The sequence below is a fragment of the Parasphingorhabdus litoris DSM 22379 genome, from assembly GCF_020906275.1.
GTDB classification, from domain to species: domain Bacteria; phylum Pseudomonadota; class Alphaproteobacteria; order Sphingomonadales; family Sphingomonadaceae; genus Parasphingorhabdus; species Parasphingorhabdus litoris.
The window spans coordinates 1,150,368-1,171,265 of the sequence record NZ_CP086727.1 but is presented as its reverse complement, the minus strand read 5'-3'; the positions used below and the strand labels follow the sequence as shown (position 1 = coordinate 1,171,265).

20 protein-coding genes are annotated in these 20,898 nt (G+C 54.8%); 1 reads left to right on the top strand and 19 read right to left on the bottom strand.

The window, feature by feature from the left end; translation table 11 throughout:
- Positions 1–44 precede the first annotated feature (44 nt).
- The 19 genes from BS29_RS05650 to BS29_RS05560 all read right to left on the bottom strand — a co-directional run bounded on the left by BS29_RS05650 (position 45) and on the right by BS29_RS05560 (position 19,631).
- Positions 45–932 carry a cell division protein FtsQ/DivIB gene (locus tag BS29_RS05650; protein ID WP_229956240.1) on the bottom strand — a complete coding sequence of 296 codons (888 nt, stop codon included), beginning with the start codon at positions 930–932 and terminating at the stop codon, positions 45–47.
- A complete protein-coding gene (locus tag BS29_RS05645; RefSeq protein WP_229956239.1) occupies positions 929–1,849 on the bottom strand; it encodes a D-alanine--D-alanine ligase in 921 nt (306 codons plus the stop codon). Before BS29_RS05645 ends, BS29_RS05650 begins: the two co-directional genes overlap by 4 nt.
- A complete protein-coding gene (locus BS29_RS05640) occupies positions 1,846–2,346 on the bottom strand; it encodes a DUF4262 domain-containing protein (protein ID WP_229956238.1) in 501 nt (166 codons plus the stop codon). Before BS29_RS05640 ends, BS29_RS05645 begins: the two co-directional genes overlap by 4 nt.
- Complete coding sequence (gene murB / locus BS29_RS05635; protein ID WP_229956237.1) at positions 2,343–3,260, bottom strand: UDP-N-acetylmuramate dehydrogenase; 918 nt, start codon at positions 3,258–3,260, stop codon at positions 2,343–2,345. Before murB ends, BS29_RS05640 begins: the two co-directional genes overlap by 4 nt.
- On the bottom strand, positions 3,257–4,663 hold the full coding sequence (murC, locus tag BS29_RS05630; protein ID WP_229956236.1) for a UDP-N-acetylmuramate--L-alanine ligase: 1,407 nt from the start codon (positions 4,661–4,663) through the stop codon (positions 3,257–3,259). The genes murB and murC overlap by 4 nt, the downstream gene beginning before the upstream one ends.
- On the bottom strand, positions 4,660–5,844 hold the full coding sequence (murG, locus tag BS29_RS05625; protein WP_229956235.1) for an undecaprenyldiphospho-muramoylpentapeptide beta-N-acetylglucosaminyltransferase: 1,185 nt from the start codon (positions 5,842–5,844) through the stop codon (positions 4,660–4,662). Before murG ends, murC begins: the two co-directional genes overlap by 4 nt.
- Entirely contained in the window at positions 5,841–7,115 is a 1,275-nt protein-coding gene (locus BS29_RS05620; RefSeq protein ID WP_229956234.1) for an FtsW/RodA/SpoVE family cell cycle protein, read from the bottom strand. Before BS29_RS05620 ends, murG begins: the two co-directional genes overlap by 4 nt.
- Positions 7,112–8,446 (bottom strand): UDP-N-acetylmuramoyl-L-alanine--D-glutamate ligase, encoded by a 1,335-nt coding sequence (murD, locus tag BS29_RS05615; RefSeq protein ID WP_229956233.1) that lies wholly within the window; start codon positions 8,444–8,446, stop codon positions 7,112–7,114. The genes BS29_RS05620 and murD overlap by 4 nt, the downstream gene beginning before the upstream one ends.
- Positions 8,443–9,513: a phospho-N-acetylmuramoyl-pentapeptide-transferase gene (gene mraY / locus BS29_RS05610; protein ID WP_229956232.1), complete on the bottom strand. Its 1,071-nt coding sequence runs from the start codon at positions 9,511–9,513 to the stop codon at positions 8,443–8,445. Before mraY ends, murD begins: the two co-directional genes overlap by 4 nt.
- Positions 9,513–10,946 carry a UDP-N-acetylmuramoyl-tripeptide--D-alanyl-D-alanine ligase gene (locus BS29_RS05605; protein WP_229956231.1) on the bottom strand — a complete coding sequence of 478 codons (1,434 nt, stop codon included), beginning with the start codon at positions 10,944–10,946 and terminating at the stop codon, positions 9,513–9,515. The genes mraY and BS29_RS05605 overlap by 1 nt, the downstream gene beginning before the upstream one ends.
- Positions 10,943–12,433, bottom strand: a complete 1,491-nt coding sequence (locus BS29_RS05600) for a UDP-N-acetylmuramoyl-L-alanyl-D-glutamate--2,6-diaminopimelate ligase (RefSeq protein ID WP_229956230.1) — start codon at positions 12,431–12,433, stop codon at positions 10,943–10,945. Before BS29_RS05600 ends, BS29_RS05605 begins: the two co-directional genes overlap by 4 nt.
- A gap of 3 nt (positions 12,434–12,436) precedes the next feature.
- Positions 12,437–14,125 (bottom strand): peptidoglycan D,D-transpeptidase FtsI family protein, encoded by a 1,689-nt coding sequence (locus BS29_RS05595; RefSeq protein WP_229956229.1) that lies wholly within the window; start codon positions 14,123–14,125, stop codon positions 12,437–12,439.
- Positions 14,122–14,721 carry a hypothetical protein gene (locus BS29_RS05590; RefSeq protein ID WP_229956228.1) on the bottom strand — a complete coding sequence of 200 codons (600 nt, stop codon included), beginning with the start codon at positions 14,719–14,721 and terminating at the stop codon, positions 14,122–14,124. The genes BS29_RS05595 and BS29_RS05590 overlap by 4 nt, the downstream gene beginning before the upstream one ends.
- Positions 14,718–15,686: a 16S rRNA (cytosine(1402)-N(4))-methyltransferase RsmH gene (gene rsmH, locus BS29_RS05585; RefSeq protein WP_229956227.1), complete on the bottom strand. Its 969-nt coding sequence runs from the start codon at positions 15,684–15,686 to the stop codon at positions 14,718–14,720. Before rsmH ends, BS29_RS05590 begins: the two co-directional genes overlap by 4 nt.
- Positions 15,683–16,171, bottom strand: a complete 489-nt coding sequence (locus BS29_RS05580; RefSeq protein WP_229956226.1) for a division/cell wall cluster transcriptional repressor MraZ — start codon at positions 16,169–16,171, stop codon at positions 15,683–15,685. The genes rsmH and BS29_RS05580 overlap by 4 nt, the downstream gene beginning before the upstream one ends.
- Before the next feature lie 311 nt (positions 16,172–16,482).
- Positions 16,483–17,268: a Gldg family protein gene (locus BS29_RS05575; protein ID WP_229956225.1), complete on the bottom strand. Its 786-nt coding sequence runs from the start codon at positions 17,266–17,268 to the stop codon at positions 16,483–16,485.
- 3 nt (positions 17,269–17,271) lie between these two features.
- Complete coding sequence (locus tag BS29_RS05570) at positions 17,272–17,676, bottom strand: hypothetical protein (RefSeq protein WP_229956224.1); 405 nt, start codon at positions 17,674–17,676, stop codon at positions 17,272–17,274.
- The gene (locus BS29_RS05565; protein ID WP_229956223.1) at positions 17,666–18,661 is read right to left on the bottom strand and encodes a cysteine synthase A; all 996 of its coding nucleotides are present in this window, start codon (positions 18,659–18,661) and stop codon (positions 17,666–17,668) included. Before BS29_RS05565 ends, BS29_RS05570 begins: the two co-directional genes overlap by 11 nt.
- Positions 18,662–19,085: 424 nt before the next feature.
- Positions 19,086–19,631 (bottom strand): pseudouridine synthase, encoded by a 546-nt coding sequence (locus BS29_RS05560; protein ID WP_229956222.1) that lies wholly within the window; start codon positions 19,629–19,631, stop codon positions 19,086–19,088.
- A gap of 107 nt (positions 19,632–19,738) precedes the next feature.
- Between BS29_RS05560 and BS29_RS05555 the strand changes: the two genes are divergently transcribed.
- Entirely contained in the window at positions 19,739–20,890 is a 1,152-nt protein-coding gene (locus BS29_RS05555) for a cupin domain-containing protein (RefSeq protein WP_229956221.1), read from the top strand.
- Positions 20,891–20,898 lie beyond the last annotated feature (8 nt).

The window sequence follows — 20,898 nt, the reverse complement described above, 5'->3', positions numbered from 1 at the left end:
TTCCTTTTTGCTGCCTCATGGTGCCCCCAATCGCTAGCGTCTGTTTAACCTTCTGGTTCTGATGATGTCTTTGCCTTTGGCGGCATCCTGAGATAGGCCCGTTCGGAATCGCGCAAATCAAAATGCACAACGCCGCGCCCTAGCAAGCGGTTCACGCCGTCCATCCGCGCGAAGTTCAGCAACGCTGCCGCTGCCGTTTCCTCCCCTTCAGGCAAAGCGAGCGTTTCGCCGCTGTCAAATTCCAAATTCCAGCGTCGATTACCGATCCATGTAGCGCCCGTTACCATTGGGCTGAGCGCTGGCGCAACGTCCAGAAGTTTGGTCAGCTCCGGCACGCGTTTGTTCGCTTTTTTCCCCACAATCACTGGTAGGTCCGGCATTTCCTCCGGTCCTATTTGCTGCAACGGATATCCGGTCCGGTCGATCAGCGACAATTTGCCATCCCGCTGCCAGACCGCCGCTGGCTCGCGCTCAATTATCTCAACAACTAATGTGTCAGGCAAACGCCGCGAAATGCGTGCATCCTTGATCCAGCCGTTGCCCATCAGATCATCTCGCACCTGATCAATATCGACCAGCATCATCGAACGGTCTTTCTGCGCCAGCGTGATTTCATAGACTTTCAGTTCGTCGATGCGGTTCACACCCGTGACCTCGACACGCTTTACTTCAAAGCCGGCATTACCGACAGTGGCTGCAATCTGGCTGCTAATGCGCTCATTTATGCCGGTATAGTGGGCAACGCTATAAGCGCCCAAAACAAACACGCCGACCAGTCCCCATGTCAGCCCTTTTTGCACCTGCGCTTCGGTAACAGGCATCGCACGAAGAATTTTGTCGAAAATCGAAACCTGACGTACTTTTTTCCGTCCACCTTTACGCGGCTTGGCTTTGGGCTTTTTATTTGTCCGTCTTACTGATGCTGCTGTCATAGCGCTTCCCTCACGATCAATTCGACCAGCTCTTCATAGCTTATCCCCATCTGTCTGGCCTGTTCCGGCACGAGACTGAGCGGCGTCATGCCCGGCTGCGTATTTGTTTCCAACACAAATAGACCGTCCGGCCCCAATTCATCATCCCAACGGAAATCCGTCCGGGAGGTTCCCTTGCAGCCCAATATCTGATGCGCCCGCAGCGCATAGTCGAGACATAGAGCCTCAATATCTGCTGGGATTTCCGCTGGACAGACATGTTCGGTCAATCCTTCGGTATATTTGGCGTCATAGTCATAAAAGCCCTGTACCGGTTTGAGTTCCGTTACACACAAGGCCTTGCCGCCAACCACCGCCGTGGTCAGTTCTCGCCCCTTGATAAAGGGTTCTGCGAGCAGCTCATCAAATTCCTGCCAGGGCCCGGCCACGTCCCGTCCGATCGGGCTACCATAATTGCCCTGATCCGTGATGATCGCCACGCCCACAGAAGAGCCTTCATTGACCGGTTTCAATACATAGGGCCGTGGTAGCGGATCGGCTTCAAAAATATCCGCGCTTTTGACCATCTTGCCTTCCGGCATCCTGATGCCCGCAGGAACCAGCTGCTGCTTGGTCAGTTCCTTGTCGATAGCAATGACCGAAGTGACCAATCCGCTATGGGTGTATGGAATCTGCATCAGATCCAGCGTCCCCTGCACCGTGCCATCCTCACCGGGGCAACCGTGGAGCGCATTGAACACAACATCTGGCTTCACACCATCCAGAACCATAGCAACATTGCGGTCCATATCGATACGCGTCACCTTATGGCCGTTTTTTTCGAGTGCATCGGCTATATCTTTGCCACTCATCAGAGACACTTCCCGTTCGGCGGACCATCCACCCATCAAAACGGCTACATGGAGTTTATCGCTCATGCTGTCTTCCTCGCCTCATATAATGGAGGCTGAGCTTCGATGATATCCTCTGAGCAGTCGATATCCCAGGGGTATAGTCCGTTCACCGCACCAGGCCAGACAAGCTGATAAGCCTCAGACAGCTCTGACCCAAATTCACGCACGTGAAACCACATAGAGGAATTGAAATACCCTTCATCAATCTGGCTCGGATGGACACGTCGCGCGACACAATCGAATCCCTCAACAAGATCACTTATTTCAGTGCCCTCAGCGAGACATAATCCCTCCTCACAGCATTGACGAAGCGTCTCATTTATCATGGAAAGCATCAGTTTTCTCTCAAGTCCAAAGACGATGACTTCAGGCTGTTTGGCTGTTTTTCGAAATCCAACAGAATAAGCGAAATCAGGATCATCACCCTCTGCATCGAACACAAAATTGACTTGACATCCATGTTGATCAACATTGTCTAGTAGCTTTTGTTCGAATTCACTCAGGTTGTGATCTCCAGTCATGTCCTGTCCCCCACGCGCTGAATTTCCCATTGCAGTTCCACACCGCTATCTTCCTTCACCTGCCGCCGCACTTCTTCGCCCAGCGCTTCAATATCGGCAGAAGTCGCTCCGCCGAGATTGAGCAAGAAGTTACAGTGCTTTTCCGACACCTGAGCCTGCCCGATTTGCAGGCCACGGCAACCCGCTTGGTCAACCAATTGCCAAGCCTTGTATCCCTCGGGATTTTTGAAAGTCGAGCCGCCGGTTTTGGAGCGTAGCGGCTGCGATGCCTCCCGTTCGTCAGCGATCCGTTTCATTTCCGCGCCGATGACTTCCGGATCGCCCTCTGTCCCGCGCAGCGTCGCGCTCACAACAATGGCCCCTTCCGGCAGTTCGGAATGGCGATAGCTATAACCCATATCGGCCAGCGGAATTGTTTTTAGTTCACCGTTTCGGAGAACCACGTCCGCGCTTTCCAATATGTCGCAGACTTCCCGGCCATAGGCTCCGGCATTCATCCGCACCGCACCGCCGATCGTGCCTGGGATACCGCGCAAAAATTCTAGCCCCGCAATCCCATGATCGCGCGCCATGCTGGAAGCGGAAATCCCTGGAGCGCCCGCGCCGCAAATCAGCGCATCATCTATACCGAACGTGCCTTTGCCGACAGTTTCTATGCCAGCGAAAGCCTTGCCCAAACGTATCGTCACGCCGCGTTTGCCGCCGTCGCGGATTATGAGGTTGGAGCCCAGGCCCAAAGGCCAGACCGGAATAGCCGGATCGAGGTCTCGCAGGAAATGCTGCAAGTCTTCCACATCCTTCGGCGCAAACAACCATTCCGCCGGACCGCCGCTTTTGAACCAGACCAGCGGAGCCAGCGGCGCTTCGGCGGTCAGCTTGCCACGGGTCTCAGGAAGGGTAGTGGCTACCGTCATGACCGCGCCGCCTTTATGCCATCGGCAAGACCTGCCGCCCATTTGGTGATGTCACCGGCTCCGAGGCAGACAATCATGTCCTTGTCTTGCGCTACCTCTGCCAGCCGCTTTTGCAGGTCCGCTTCATCCGCGACCGTTTCCGCCACGCGGTGCCCGCGCTTGCGCAAACCGGCGGCCAGTGCTTCGCTGTCCACCCCTTCAATGGGTTCTTCACCGGCTACAAAGACCGGTGTCACATAGACCATGTCAGCATCGTTAAACGCTTGCTGAAAGTCCTCCATATGATCACGCAATCGAGTGAAGCGATGTGGTTGGACCACAGCGATCACCCGGCCTTCCGCTCCTTCACGCGCAGCGGAGAGAACCGCACGGATTTCAACTGGATGATGGCCATAATCATCAATCACAATCACGCCATCGACTTCACCGACTTTGGTGAAACGCCGTTTGACGCCGCCAAATTGATTAAAGCCGCTGGCAATCTGTTCATCACTCATGCCCATTTCGAGGCCGACTGCCACAGCAGCAATGGCGTTTTCAACATTATGCCGCCCGGGCATCGGCAAGGTGATGCCTTCAATCGTCCGCGTTTCACCATCGCGGTCGCGGATCACAACATCAAAGCGATTGCCGCCGGGAATCGGTGTAACGTTAATGCCTTTCACATCGGCCTGCGCAGAGAAACCGTAAGTGATGAGCCGCCGGTCGCGGATGCGCGGCAGGATCGCCTGGACTTCGGGATGGTCGAGGCAGAGGATGGCGGCTCCGTAGAACGGTACGTTTTCGATAAATTCGACGAAGCTGTCCTTGATCTTGTCGAAACTTCCATAATGATCAAGATGTTCAGGGTCGATATTGGTGACCACGGCAATCGTCCCATCGAGCCGCAGGAAGCTGCCATCGCTTTCATCCGCTTCAACGACCATCCATTCGCTGTCGCCCAGGCGGGCATTGGAGCCATAGCTGTTGATGATACCGCCATTGATGACGGTCGGATCAATACCACCTGCATCGAGCATCGCCGCAACCATCGAGGTTGTGGTGGTCTTACCATGGGTGCCGGCAATGGCGATTGTCCGTTTGAGCCGCATCAGTTCGGCAAGCATTTCCGCACGCCGCACCAGCGGGATACGGTCTTCCAGTGCCTTTTCGACCTCCGGATTGCCGCGCTTCACGGCTGTAGAGATGACGACCACGGCGGTCCCTTCGACATTCTCAGCCTTCTGGCCAATGGTTACCTTAATACCCTTGGCGCGCAGGCCCTCGACAATATAGCTGTCGGCCAGATCGGAACCCTGTACCTGATAACCCAGATTGTGCATCACTTCGGCAATGCCGGACATGCCGATACCGCCAATGCCGACAAAGTGGATCGTGCCAATGTCCGTACCAACACCCTTCATTGCGTGGTTTCTTTCGCCAACGCGGGACGTGGATTGGGAATGATCGAGGACTGTTCCTCTTTCACTTTCAATGTTTTGGAGAGCGGTGACGTACCGATGCTTTCCACCAGATCAGCAAGATCACTTACGGCATCCGGCCGACCACATTTGCGGGCAAAGCGGGCGGCATTTTGCAACGCTTCGGGGCCAAGCGCCATCTTCTGCATCTGCTTGGCCAGTTCCTTGGCGGTAAATTGTGGCTGCGCAATCGACCGAGCACCGCCGGCGGCAACCATCTCGCGGACATTTTGCGTCTGATGGTCATCAGTTGCTATCGGCAATGGGATAAGGATCGCCGGACGGCCAGCAGTAGTCAGCTCTGCAATGGTCGAGGCCCCTGCCCGTCCAATAACGAGATGCGCCCAGCCCAGGCGCTGCGGCAGGTCGGGCAGATAGGTGGCAAGTTCCGCTGGGATGTCATGCTCCGCATATTTCTCACGCACGCGCTCGATATCCTGTTCACGGCATTGCTGGGTCACCTGAAGACGACGCCGCAAATGCATCGGCAGCAATGCGAGACCATCAGGAACGACATCGGATAATATTGTCGCGCCCTGACTGCCGCCCGTTACGAGCACGCGAAAAATGCCTTCCTCGGTCAAAGGCGGATATGGTTCTTCACGCAGGGCGATCACTTCTTCTCGCACAGGATTACCAACGAGATGGACCTTTTCCTCATATTTGGGCTTGAGTTTAAGGATATCCGGATAAGATGTCGCAATCGCATTCACTGAACGCGCGGCCAGCCGATTAACACGGCCTAAAACGGCATTTTGTTCATGGATGATCGTTGGAATATTTTTCCGGTTCGCGGCCAACAGAGCGGGAAAGGCGGGATAGCCGCCAAAGCCCACGACTGCAGAGGGTTCAAATGCATCATAAAGCTGCATTGCCATCATCCGACCCTTCAGAATCGCGCGCGCTCCCGCCAGCCAACCGCGCGGGTCTTTGGTAATTCGTCCGGCGGGTAGCACATGGACCTGCCCATCATCGACCATGCCGGGAATTTTCTCGCCCCGTTCGTCGGTGATCAGGGCTACACGGTGGCCGCGCTGGACCAGCTCCTTGGCCAGTGCATAGGCGGGGATCATATGGCCGCCAGTACCACCTGCGGCGAGAACATAATGTTTCGTAAAGCTCATTTGGTCACCATGATTTCCTTGGGGATTTCCTTCGGCCGATCTTTAGGCCATTTCGTGACATATTGTGAGCGATCTAAATAGGGGTTTCTGCGCGTGAATGCTAGCAGCAGTCCGACACCCAAAGAGAGGGCAAGGAAGGATGAGCCGCCATAGCTGATCAACGGTAGCGTCATGCCTTTGGAGGGGAAAAGTTGCAGGTTCACCGCCATGTTGATCAGCGCCTGCCCGCCAAATTGTGCGGTCAATCCGGCAACCGCGAGGATGATAAAATTATCTTCCTCGTCCAGCAAACGCAAGAACACACGCACGATGATGGCGAGGTAAACAAGGGCAATGGCAACGCAGGCTAATAGCCCGAATTCCTCCCCAATGACGGAGAAGATATAGTCGGTATGCGCTTCGGGCAGTTTGAACTTCGCGGTTCCAAGACCCGGTCCAGTACCGAGCAAGCCGCCACCGGTGAGCGCTTTATGCGCCAGCATCACCTGATCGAACTCATCGCCACCGAACAGCCAGCTATTTATCCTCTGCGTTGCCACGGGATAGAGAAAATAGGCTCCGATTAAGCCACCAATACCGCCCATGCTGATTACCGCAATCAACCGTGCGGACAGACCAGAGATCATCATAAGGACGAACCAGATCCCGCAAAAGATCAACGTTTGTCCCAAATTGGGTTGCATCATCAACAAGAGCGCAATGATACCAGTCAACACGAAAGACAGAGATATCACCGGTAGTGACGGGTCTTTAACCCGAAGCGATAGAAGCCATGCCAGCGAAACCGCATAAAAGGGTTTCAGAAACTCGCCTGGCTGAACCGTTGCAAATCCATAACCGATCCAACGCTGCGCACCGTTGACGGTCTTGCCGAATATCGGAACCAGAAACAGCAGCGCGAAGGCGCCGACCGCAGCCAATATTGCGAACCGCCGCGCCTGTTCCTTGGGCAGCATCGAAACGACAAGCATGATAGGAATACCAACGATAACCCAACCAAGTTGGCGATAGAAATAGTAAAGCGGATCGAGCGAGACAGCCGCCGTGCTATGCTTCAATGCCGATACCGGCGACGCAGCCGCCACTGCAATCAACCCGATGGCGATCAAAGTCAGCATCAGCGCCAGCAACACCCGGTCCAGTTCCCAGAACCAGACGGACAGCGGTGAACGATCGCTGCGGCCCAGGCGCGATTCCAACTGAAAACGCTTCTTTTTCAAGCCTGCCGCAATTTCCGGCAACTGGCCTTTAGAGGTGGTTCCATCGGTCATACTATACTGCCCCCAGAAGCGGTTCCGATCAGGTTATTTTCAATTACGCTATCCACCGCACAGCGGAAACATTCGCCGCGCGCCTCAAAATCCTTGAACTGGTCGAACGAAGCGCAGGCGGGAGACAGTAAAACGACTTCCCCTGGTTTGGCGTTCGCAGCGGCATGTTGGACCGCTGTCAACATCATTTCGCACGGATCAACCGGCATATGTGGGGCGAGCAACTCGCCAAATACTGGTCCAGCGTCACCAATTGTATAAGCCTGCACCACATTGCCGAAATAAGGTTCACATTCTTTCAGGTCATCACTTTTTGGCAATCCGCCAAGTATCCAGTGAATCTTGGGATATGCACCAAGGGCCGGACCGGTTGATGCGGGATTGGTCGCCTTGCTATCATTTACAAACAGAACGCCATCCGCTTCTGCCATGAGCTCCATCCGGTGCGGCAAGCCCTTGAAGCTCTCCAGAGCAGGCCTCCACTGATGCTCTTGGATCCCCAACGCCTCAGCCGCGGCCACAGCCGCTATGGCGTTTTGAAGATTATGCGGCCCCTGCAGCGACGGCCATTCCGCCTGCCCCTCCAACAGGATCGAACTGCTATCAACAATATTCTGAACCCGGCCTTCGGCACGGATGAACTGCAAAGCAAGCTGTGTCTTTTCATCAGCACCACCGAATATCGCGACATGGTCCGCGCCCATCATATCGAACAGACGCACTTTTGCCGCTGCATAGGCATCATAGCTGTCATAGCGATCCAGATGATCGGGGCTGATATTGAGCAACATCGCGACATCGCAATCAAGGCTATGCGTCAGATCAATCTGATAACTGGACAATTCCAGCACATAGACACCGCCCGCTGCCAGCGGCTCCTGCGATAGGATCGGCACACCGATATTACCGCCCATATGCGTCGGCAGGGCTGCGCTTTGAATGATATGATGCAAAAGGGCCGTGGTTGTTGACTTGCCGTTTGTGCCGGTAATCCCGACAACCCGATGCGGCGGCAATGATCGTCTTGCCTGCGCAAATAGTTCAATATCTCCGACAATCGGTACACCATCATCCGCCGCCTTGTCCCGGATAGGATGGGTGTTGAGCGGCACGCCAGGTGAAACGACAACCGCATCATAATCGCTGAGGTCCGCCTCCAGCGGATCAGCAATGATCGCCTTGTCATTGGCAGCTTCCCGCAAATCTTCACGCGCGTCCCAGGCCAATATCCGTGCACCGCTGGCATGCAGAGCATCAAGGGTCGCCATGCCGGATCGCGCCAGGCCCAAAATGGCATAGCTTTTGTTGGCAAAGGCGGACGAACGCATCATCTGAGCTTGAGTGTCGCCAGACCGGCCAGCGCCAGAACCAGGCTGATGATCCAGAAACGGATCACAACGGTTGATTCAGACCAACCCAGCTGTTCGAAATGATGGTGGATCGGGGCCATGCGGAAAACTCGCTTGCCGGTGCGTTTGAAGAAGAAGACCTGCACAATGACGGAAACCGCTTCCAGCACGAATAGCCCGCCAACAATTGCAAGGACGATTTCATGATGGATCGAAACTGCAATCGCACCCAGGGCGCCTCCTAAAGCGAGACTTCCCGTATCGCCCATGAATACTGCTGCCGGTGGCGCGTTAAACCAGAGAAAGGCGAGACAGGCCCCGATGATGCAGGCACAGAAAATAGCCAGTTCCCCAGCACCCGGAACAAAGGGAATGCCCAGATATTCGGAAAAGACCGCGTTGCCTGACAAATAGACGAGGATCAGGAATGTAGCGCTGGCAATCGCTACCGGCATTGTCGCCAGACCATCAAGACCATCGGTCAGGTTCACTGCATTGCCGGAACCGACAATGACAAACATGGCAAAGGGGAAATAGAACCATCCCAGATTGATCTGCACTTCATTGAAGAACGGAACATAGAGATTGGTACCGACTTGCTGGACTATGATCCAGGTTGCGAATCCGGCAACAACAAATTCCATCAACAATCGAACACGGCCCGGGACGCCTTTATGACTGGATTTGCTGACTTTGTCATAGTCATCCATGAAGCCAATAGCCCCGAAACCAAGCGTCACAAAGATACAGACCCAGACAAAAATATTGCTGAGATCCATCCACAACAAAACGGAAACAACCACCGAAAGCAAAATCATCAGGCCGCCCATGGTTGGCGTTCCCGCTTTCTTAAGATGGGTAATTGGTCCATCTTCGCGGATCGGCTGCCCCTTACCCTGTTTCATTCTGAGCATGTTGATGAACCGTGGTCCGATAAGCATTCCGATAAACAAGGCGGTTGCAACCGCCGCGCCGGAGCGGAAGCTTAGATAGCGAAAGACGTTGAAAACACCTTCAAATTCAAGCCATTGTGCCAATAGATAAAACATTAATACTCCCCGCCCACCAAAGCCGAAACGACCTTGGCGAGCCCCAGATAATTTGACCCCTTGATTAGAAGGATGTCTTCGTCGCTGATTTCCCCTGCGACTTCAGCCAGCGCTTCCGAAGAGCCCGCGACATGAGATATTTTGGGGGTGTGATCAAGTTTTTCTGCAATTATTTTGGCCAGTCTAGTCGACGTATAAGCCATTTCATCGCCAACCAAGACGATGGTCCGTGCACCAGAGGCGATTATATCATCAGCTAATGCTTCATGATAATGCTGCGCCTTGTCTCCAAGCTCGCCCATCGCGCCGAGCAGGACGATCTTCTTGCCGTCACAATTTTCGTTCGCCAGCTGGCCCAAGGTTGCTTTCATGGACACCGGATTGGCGTTGTAGCTTTCGTCCACAAGCGTTGCCTGACCGCCATTCTTCAGGTCAATCTGATGCCGCCTGCCGCGACCATCCAGACCCTGCAAATCCGCCAGCGCCAGACCAGCTGCTGCCAGATCACCGCCAACCGCCCGAACCGCTGCCATTATGGCAAGTGCATTGGATACCCAGTGTTTTCCGGGTTCCGCAACCGTAAAACACAGGCTGCGGTCTCCTTCACCATCGTCGCGAAGGTGCGCGGTTACCAGTGACCCGCCACCTTGGGCGGGCACGATATCAACTGCACGAACATCGGCCTGTTCATCAAAACCAAAAGTGACGATATTCTTGGTGCAGCGGGAAGCCGCTTTGCGCAGCCTTTCATAATAGGGACTGTCAAACGGGATGATTGCCGTCCCTTCATGAGTCAGGCCCTGGAAAATCTCGGCCTTGGCATCGGCAATCGCTTCGACGCTGGGGAAATGGCCGATATGCGCTGGCGCTATGGCCGTTATAATCGCCACGTCGGGTCGGACCAGTCGCGTGAGCTGCGCCAGCTCACCGGCATGGTTCATGCCCATTTCAAAAATCCCATATTGGCATCCCGCCGGCATACGCGACAGGCTCAGCGGAACACCAACATGGTTATTGTAGCTTTTCACCGACCGATGGGACTTTCCCATGGACGCACGGTTCAAAGCTGCAAAAAGGGCTTCCTTCGTACCGGTTTTTCCAACCGATCCGGTAACTCCGATAATTTTCGCATCGCCGCGCGCCCGCGATGCAACGGCAAGGTCATTCAGCGCCTTGGTCGTGTCGGATACCAGGATATGTGGGCCATCAACCGGCTGACTTACCACTGCTCCGGCGCCACCGGCCGCATAGATATCATCGACATAAAGATGTCCGTCGCTCTGTTCGCCTTTGAGAGCAAAGAACAGATCACCCGGACCGATTTCGCGAGAATCGAAAGCAACGCCGCTGACCTCAAAATCCGCACTTGCCTGGCCTTTTACGGCCTCAGCAATGGCCGAAGATGTCCAAAGAGCTTTCCCCTGAGCGGTCATGCAGCAGCCTCCGGTTCCGGCGTACCACTACCTTCGCCAGCATATTCGCGGGCGCATTCTCGGGCGACCTCAACATCATCAAATGGGATGATGCGATCACCGATAATCTGCCCCTGTTCATGGCCTTTCCCGGCCAGCAGGATGATGTCATCCGCTTGTGCAAGGCCGATAGCATGCGATATCGCAGCGCGACGATCGCCCACTTCTTCCGCGCCCGGCGCACCGGCCATGATCTCGGTCCGGATGGCGGCGGGATCTTCGCCGCGCGGGTTGTCGTCAGTGATAATGGCAATATCGGAGAGGTTCGTTGCTACCTTACCCATTTCCGGACGCTTGCCTTTGTCCCGGTCCCCTCCGGCACCGAAAATCGTGATCAACCGGCCTTTAACATGCGGACGCAGGGCATCAATCGCGGCGCGCAAACCATCCGGTGTATGGGCATAGTCCACATAAACTGGCGCGCCGACTTTGGTTATGACGGCACGTTCCAGACGGCCGCGCACCGGCTGCACTCGCTGGAGATGATCAACCACATCGTCTAGCGTTCCGCCGGTAGACAGGACAACGCCCGCAGCGCACAAAACATTGGAAGCCTGATAGGCACCGATCAGCGGCAGGGAGATACGATGCGTATTGCCCTGGGCCTTGACCATCAGCACCTGCCCCAACTGGGTCGGCGTGCGCGATAGCAGGCGCAGCGAGGTACCCTTTTCACCAACAGTGAAAAGATTGAGACCTCTCTCCATAGCCCGCTTGATCACCGCTTCGGACCACTCGTCATCCGCCCAGATCACTGCGGTCCCGGCTCCATCAACAACCTCATCGAACAGCCGCATCTTGGCTTCGAAATAGCTGTCCATATCGCCATGATAGTCGAGATGGTCACGGCTGAGATTGGTGAACACCCCGACCTGCACGGGCAGGCCCTCGGTACGATATTGCGACAGGCCGTGGCTGGACGCTTCAAATATCGCGTGGCTGACACCCTCGCGGGCGAGGCCCGACATATTGGACAGAAAGGTGACAATATCTGGCGTAGTCAGCCCCGTCTTGACCTGCTCGCTCGCGGTAGTAACGCCCAGCGTGCCGATAGACGCGCTGTTGAGACCAGCCATCCGCCAGAGCTGGCGGGTCAGTTCCGCCGTCGACGTCTTGCCATTCGTGCCCGTCACGGCCGCAACATATTGCGGCGATGGGGTAAAATAACGGGCGGCCATCAATGCAAAGACACGGCGTGGTTCTTCCGCGGCAATATGAACAGCGCCTTCAACTTCGGCATCCGGGCGGGCGACAATCGCAATCGCGCCGGCGGCAACAGCGGCCTCGATAAAATCCTCGCCATTGACTTGAGTGCCTTGAAAAGCGCCGAAAATATTACCCGGAGCAATTTTGCGATGGTCAATGGCAAAGCCCGTGACATGGGCCTCACCATTTTCGCTTTCTAATGCCGTATCCGATAGTCCGGCGATAAGAGCACATAGTTTCATCGCCTATCCTTTCGGCGACCAAAGAAGCGGGGTCAGTTCCGATACATCAACGTCGCGGTGCTCATCGGGAACAACGCCCAGCATCGGCCCGACCCGCGGAACAACCTTGCGCACGACCGGCGCTGCGGTCCAGCCAGCCGTCCGCTGAAACCCGGTTTCTGCATTACCTTTGGGCTCATCGAGCATCGCGATCACCACATAGCGCGGATTATCCATCGGAAAGGCAGCAGCGAATGTCGATACAAGCGATGTCCTGTTATATCCGCCATTGGCTGGTTTTTCCGCAGATCCCGTCTTGCCGCCGATCCGGTATCCCGGCGCATCCGCCTTGCGCCCCGTGCCATTGGAAACGATCATCCGCAGCAGCTGCCGCATACGCGCGCTCGTTGCTGCCTTGAATACCCGGCGGCCTTCCGCTTCCTCTCCCGGCTCGACCTTCAGCAATGTCGCCGGGCGCCAGATACCGCCATTGACTAAAGCAGCATAGGCACTCGCCAAATGAAGCGGCGTCACGGCTATGCCATGACCATAAGCGACCGTCATGTTGGTAACCCGGCCCCAACTTTGCGGCCAAAGTGGTTTGCCGCGTTCCGCCAGCTCGATATGCGGCCGCTCATCAAATCCCAGCCGCCGGATCATATGCTCCATGCCCTCTTTGCCAAGATTATCTGCCAACCGCGCGGTGACAATATTGGAGCTGTGCACAAGTGTTTCCGGTACGTTGAGATAGCGGTTCTGGCCATGATCATCCTTGATCCTAAAGCCAGCCACCTTAATCGGCTCTGTAGCATTGTAGCGCACCGCCAAATCCGTCACCGTTCCGGCATCCAGCGCCGCTGCAACCGTGAGCGGTTTAAAAGTCGAACCCAATTCAAACACGCTCTGCGTGACTTCATTGGCCTGATATTTCATTGTCTCTTTGCGGATCTTGTTCGGATCAAACACAGGGAGAGATGCAAGTGCCATCACCTCGCCCGTATGGACATCCAGGATGATACCCGCCGCACCGCGCGCTTCATGCGCCGTCATGGCAACCATTAGCTCACTTTCGAGCGCTGCCTGCACCCGGCTATCTATGGAAAGCGCTGCCGGCGTTCCGCGCAAGCCTTCGTCTTTCAGGCGATCATTGAGCGCGCGCTCCATTCCCATGACGCCTTCACTATCCGCATTTACATAACCCAGAACATGGGCAGCCAGATCACGTTGTGGGTAAAGCCTTTCATTCTCGCGCGGAAATTCAATACCAATCTCGCCAAGTGCATGGACCTGCCGGACTTCGTTGGGCAATGCCCGGCGGCGAAGATAAGTGGGCCTAGATCCATCTAACTTCGAAAAGAACTCGGCAGCCGTTGTGTCGGGAAACAGATCAGCCAGTTGGCGCGCCAATTGCTCCTTGTCACCCAAGACACGCTCCGGCACCACCCGAATAGCATAACCCTTCATCGTCCTGGCAAGCGGCACGCCGTTACGATCCACAATATCACCGCGCACCGGCACGAAGGTCGAACTCGACATGCGCGTGGGCTTGGCGTCTTCCAATATACTAAAACTGATCAAACGCCCGACGATAACGGTGAAGACAGCCAGAAATACCAGCAGCAATACCATCAAACGAAAGTGAGCGCTGGCTGTTACTTCCTTACTCTTACCGGAAAACTGCATCTTTCTGCTGCTTGCCAGAAGAGTTGTCATTGAGCGCGACTCCCAGCTCGCTCGGTATCGGCCCTCGCGGCGAGTTGTTTTATCAACCCGTCATCCAGCAGTTTGTCTTCCATATCAGCCACCCGTGCGGTTTTGGTTTCCCGCAGCTCAGCCGCCGTTGGTTCGTCTCCGGATGTAGTCCCATCACCGATTTGGATCGATGCCAGTTCACCAGCATCGGCGTCACGCTCTTTCGCTGAAGCTGTCGGAAAAACCGAACCGATAATACCGGCTGGCTGAACCTTGTCCATCGTACTGATTACCGCGACTTTGACAGGTTTGCGCAGGTCCTTGCCGCCAAGATTGGCGAGCGCGCGTTCGCCATCAAGATATTGAGAAGCCTCAGGAGACACATAGCCATATTCGAGCTTGTTCCAGTGCTCCAGCTGGCGCAAATTGGCGCGCGCGCTAAATTCTGTTTCGAGGTAACGGATCTCTTTTTTGACTGATACAATCTTGTTGTCGGTGCGCGCCAAGTCACTCCGTAGAGTGGCTACGCTGAGCGATAGTGGATAGAGTAGGATCGCAACCAGAAAAACAAGCGCGAGCCATCCGATACCTTCAAGACGTTTCACCGCCAGTTTCATTGCACGCCTCCTGTCGCCGCTTGGCTCGGCGCATCGGAACGCACCGCTGATCTGAGGGTGGCGGAGCGGGCTCGGGGATTAGAGACCTGCTCCGCCCCGGTCGGGCGCACCAGTTTGGCTGGTTTATGAAAGGTGGGCGCCGGCCGTGTTTCGGAAACTTGGGGTAGATGGCGTGAACCAGCGGATTTTTGGCCGCTGCGGTCACGCAGGAAATTTTTGACGATACGATCTTCAAGGCTGTGAAAAGTCACGATGGCAAGACGGCCACCGGGTTTTAGCAGCCGCTCGGCGGCCACGAGACCATCTTCCAACTCGCCGAGTTCGCGGTTGATATGGATGCGAATGGCCTGAAAGGTCCGGGTCGCCGGATCTTTCTTGTCGCCCGGTTTTTGACCCAATGCCTTGCGAACGACATTAGCCAATTCTGACGTACGGGTCAGCGGGCGGGCATTGACTATCGCCTTGGCAATTTTGCGCGAACGCCGCTCTTCGCCATAGCGATAGATGACATTGGCAATTTCTTCTTCATCCGCTTCATTCAGAAAATCGGCAGCACTGGGCCCGTCTTGTGACATGCGCATATCCAGCGGACCATCCTTTTGAAAAGAGAAGCCACGCTCTGCCTGATCCAGCTGCATCGAGGACACGCCAATATCCAGCGTCAAACCGTCAATATCCTCACCATCCAGCACCTCGGCCATTTGTGAGTAAAAGCCATGATGCAGAACCAGCTTGCCATCTGAAGCCTCAACCAAGGCCTGGCCATTGGCAATGGCATCAGGATCTTGATCGAAGCCATGCACTTTTGCACCAGCAGCGACCATCGCCATGCTGTAGCCGCCCGCGCCAAATGTGCCGTCAACATGCGTTTCGCCCGGGGTAATGGCGAGCGCATCAATGACTTCATCGAGCAGAACGGGGACATGAGGAGTTTCAGGATTCATTGTCACGGCTTTTGGGGTCATTTCTTTTTCCCCAATTCGCTGAGATGAAATTCAACCAGACGCTTGTCGACCGGCACATCGTCGGTCGTGTCGAGCAAGGCTTGCGGCGCCCAAAGGCAAAAGGTTTTGCCAATACCGTGAAAAAGGACATTGTTTTTCAAGCCGCCGATGGCCTGCAACATGGGCGGCAGAACGAAACGACCGCTGGCATCAAAGCTAAGTTCCTGCAGGGTTGAGAATTTGCGCGCGCCTGCGGCATCGCGGTCATAGGGTTCCGACCGGGCGATCGCGATTTCTTCTTCCTTGTCGATTTCCGCAAGCATGTCGATTTTGCGGCTGAGGCCAAAACCGACGAGGCAATCCCATTTTTCATGCTTGCCGAGACAAAGGACGCGGCCGTCGCTGCTGGCAATCAGGTCTTTACGCAGAAAAGCAGGAACGGACAGACGACCCTTGTCATCTATCGCGGATATTCCCGATCCTGAATAAGCATATTTGCCAGACACAGCCTCAATCCCTCAACAGTATCAAAAGGCAAATATGTCCTGTTGAGAGAAGCGCGCAGCCGACCACTCCCGAAACACCAGAATCCCGGACAGGAAATTTACCCCGATAACGCAATAGGGTTAACAGGGGAGAGCTGGGGATGGAAGGGGATTTTACGGGATTTTAAGGGAAAATTTGGGTAGAATCATTTATCTATTTGATTTTATTATATTTTATTTTGAACTCCTTTCGACGGATCCAGCGAAAACTCGGGTTAGTGGTTGGAAACATAGGGAATAAGCGGAAGTTTTCGTTCCCGCTCGCGCAAGAATCACAGTCCGTTGTGCAGATCATCGATGAAAATATCGGTCAATCCTCTCGCATCTGCCGGGCGGTCGCTATCTTCACTCGTTGTTGCATCGGGCCATAGATCATGATTTAAAAAATCGGCATCTGCCAGAATAATCGCACGCCCTTTACCTACAACGCAGCTTGCCATGACATTCGCTACGCTCAATGTGCATTGGTCATTGTCTCTTGCCTCGTTCGGCAAGAGTTTGAGAGTCCCGATGCCAGCAGTTGATATGGTCGCTCCAGCAAAATCCAGTTCCACACCGCCCGACCCCGCTTCGTCTGGTTCTTGCAATTCCAATCCCCAGTGTTCCAGCAAAGGCGATAATAATCCCGAAGTCAGCGGTCGACGCTTGTCGCCCAATGGCAGGTGCGTATGCCATAGCAACATAGGATCGGTGAGGATGAGTGCTTTGCCCCCTGCCCTGACCCACGCATCAACTGCGGCAATATCTGCCGGCGCCATGGCTGGCGGCTGAGCCAGCACGATGACATCGGTTCCCGATCCATCTAACGTTTCAAAACTGTCAACTGCCGCGATGTCATATTTTTGCTGCCAATAGGCGTAGATAGGCGCAGGGCTTGTCCTGCCGGACAATATACTCTGCATCGATGCCCCCTCACCCCAGATTATCGGTAAGCTGGTCATCAATTGAATTTTCAATGGAACACTATTTTCCGTCGAAGCGTTGGTCGCCGCCGGACTGCATTGAGCAAGCAGAACGCCAGCCAGGATGGCAAGCCCCAATCGAGTCCGCTGCAACAAAGACTATGGCTCCTTGTCCATAGGCGCTTCGAGCTTGGGGTCTGGTTCGAGGTCAGGGACAACTTGTGCACGCGTGCCAGGAACAGTGGGTACCGGTTCCACAACCTCTTCCTCTTGCACCGGCGCCGGCGTGATTCCCATTTCTGCTAATGGTTCTGCCGGCGTCTGCACTTGTACCGGTGGAGGTTCAGCCTCAGCCGCAATCCGGCCTGCATTTTCAAGCGCCTCAGCCTGAATCTGTTCAATTGCAGACTGCTCATCACTGGCGCGCTGCAACACAAAATTGGCGACACTGACCACCAGCAATACTGCGACCAATCCGACAACCCCAACCTGAATACGCTGTATCGTATCCTGGTCACTATTGTCTTTCTTGGCATTCTGATCTTTCGGATCTTCAATCATCATCTATGAGCCAGGGAAAAACTGGCAATCCTTTTTGTTGCAACCATTCGGCATTGTATAACGAAGACAAATAGCGAAAGCCTGTATCGCATAATATGGTCGCGACTTTGCTACCCGGCCCCAATTCCTTGCCCAGCGCAATAGCACCCGCCACATTAATCCCGGATGAGAGGCCAAGGCAAAGCCCCTCTTCCTGCAACAAACGCTCGACCCATTTCAGCCCTTCTTCATCGCTGATGCGATATTGGGTATCAATCACGGCATCTTCAAGATTGCCAGTAATTCGTCCCTGGCCAATGCCTTCCGCGACGCTGCTGCCCTCTGACTTCAACTCACCATGCGCATAATAATTATAGAGCGCGGCGCCATGCGGATCAGCCAAGCCGATTTTCACATTTTCATTTTTTGCCTTGAGCCCCATGCCGACACCGGCGATGGTCCCGCCCGTACCAGCCGCACAGACAAATCCATCAACCTTGCTATCCATCTGTTCCCAGATTTCTTCAGCTGTGGTTTCAATATGGGCACGGCGATTAGCGACATTGTCAAACTGGTTCGCCCAGACAGCGCCGTCGGTTTCTTCTGCCAAGCGGCGGGAGGTATGCACGAAATGCCCTGGATTGGCATAAGGCGCAGCAGGAACCAGAACCAGCTTTGCTCCCAGTGCGCGCAGCGTATCCATTTTTTCCCGGCTCTGCGTTTCGGGCATTACGATGGTCGTCTTGTAACCTTTGGCATTGGCAACAAGCGCAATGCCGATACCGGTATTGCCGGCCGTGCCTTCGACGATCATACCACCAGGCTTCAATAAGCCGCGTTCTTCAGCATCTTGCACAATGAAAAGCGCAGCACGGTCTTTCACCGATGCGCCAGGATTGGCAAATTCACATTTGCCATAAATATCACAGCCTGCTTCTGTGCTGGGTCCAGCAAGACGGACAAGAGGAGTGTTACCGATAAGGTCGAGCGTATTGGGTAATATGTTCATAGCGCCTTCCATAGTCTGGCTGATGATTGACGACAAGCGGAGACAATTTGGGTGGGGCAAAGCCCAGCTTTATCGCAGTGCCGAGCTTTCCGCTTTTCTGTCAAAGCTTTGCCGATGAAGTTCACGAAGTTCACAATGTCCTTTCGGGCTTTTTCGCGGCTCATTTTTGGGACCAAAGTTCACACAGTTCACAGGTGGTTTGCAGGCTGTGATTATCCTGCGAAGTTCACAAAGTGCACAGTCCCCATTGAGGCATTTTATTGTGTCGCTTCTTTTCAAAGTTCACACAGTTCACAGACACCCGCGCGCACGCGCTGTTCGCTAAAATCTGGCAGGCAGAATAGAATATAAGCGACAAGTTCATGCGCGCTGTTATACCCGATGAAACGTCATGTAGGACAGGCCTATTTCAGGACACCGCGCCTCACTTGGCCGCACGCCATTGACCTAACGGCAGGCCTTCGACCGTCCACTCACCGATACTCCAACGCACCAGCCGCAGGGTCGGATAGCCAACCGCAGCCGACATCCGTCGCACTTGCCGATTGCGCCCTTCGCGGATGGTCAGCTTGAGCCAGCTGTCGGGAATATTTTTACGAACCCGGATCGGCGGATCACGCGGCCATAGTGACGGATCATCAATCCGAACAACTTCCGCCGGGCGCGTCAGACCATCTTTCAGGCGAACGCCTTGCCGGAGGTTGTCCAATGCCGCTTCTTCGGGCTCCCCTTCCACCTGCACCAGATAGGTTTTCGGCATCTTATATTTGGGATCGGCAATCCGGGCCTGCAATTTTCCGTCGCCTGTCAACAGCATCAACCCTTCACTATCGCGGTCCAGCCGCCCCGCTGGATAGACGCCGGGCAGGTCGATAAAATCCGACAATGTGGGCCGCTTGGTCGGACTGCCGCGATCGGTAAATTGCGGCAACACGCCAAAAGGTTTGTTGAATAATATGAGGTTCGACATGCCATGTCTGTGGCACCGATGGCCGGGTCGGGCAATGGAATAGCGTCTTTGACGGGTCCGGAATTTATTGGATAGGCTAATCCCGCCGCTTTGCTTATGGAGCATGCATGCAATTTAAAAATTTCGATATCGCGGCTTTTCTCCAAGATAATTGGCAAAAGAAGCCGCTGTTCCTGAAAAACCCATGGACCGTTTGGCACAATCCGCTCGAACCCAACGAGCTGGCGGGACTGGCCATAGAGGAAGGAATTGAATCGCGTCTCGTCATTCAGTCAGAAGGCTCTTGGCAACTCGAACATGGCCCCCTGCCCGACAATCGCTTTGACACGCTTGGCACCAGCTGTTGGACTTTGCTGGTACAGGCCGTCGATCATTATGTGCCTGAGGTCGCTGCGCTGATCGAACCATTTCGTTTCATCCCCAATTGGCGGATCGATGATGTGATGGTGAGCTTTGCCGCAGACCAGGGCGGGGTCGGACCGCATTTTGATCAATATGACGTGTTTTTGATCCAAGGGTCCGGCAAACGCCGCTGGCAAGTCGGTGGTCATTGCGATGAAAATAGTCGGCTCATCCCGCATGATGAGTTGCGCCTGCTTGCCGAATTTGAAGCAGAGGAAAGCTTCATCTGCGAACCCGGAGATATTCTCTATATTCCGCCCGGTATCTCGCATGATGGCGTTGCGATGGGCGCGGATTGCATGACCTATTCCATCGGTTTTCGCGCGCCGTCGCGCAGCGATCTTATCGGTCATTGGTGTGATGACCTGCTGGCCGAGATGCAAGATGATGATCGCTATGCCGATCCGGATATTGAGGTCCAATCCAATCCCGGTGAAATATCACCGCACGCTGTCGACCGACTGCATGCGATGATTACTGAGAAAATGGGCGATCGCGAAGCTTTTGCTCGGTGGTTCGGGCAATATAGCAGCTCTCCCAAATATTCGGAGATAGATTGGCAGCCGGATGATAAGGTCCAGATGCCCGCGCTGCGCAAACGGCTGCAGCAAGGCGCTGCGCTCAGCCGCAATCCGGCCAGCCGTTTTTCCTTCATCCGCCAGAATGCCGGACCACTGTTGTTGTTCGTTGATGGCGAGACCATCGCATGTGCTGATGACATGGTGCGTTTTGCAGAAAGCTTGTGTGCGCAAAACACTGTCACCATCAACGAGACAGAGACAGATTCAGAAAACGTGCTGAACCTGATATTGGAGCTGTTGAACCGCGGTTGCCTGGCTTTCGATCCGGTGGATTAAAAAGCCGA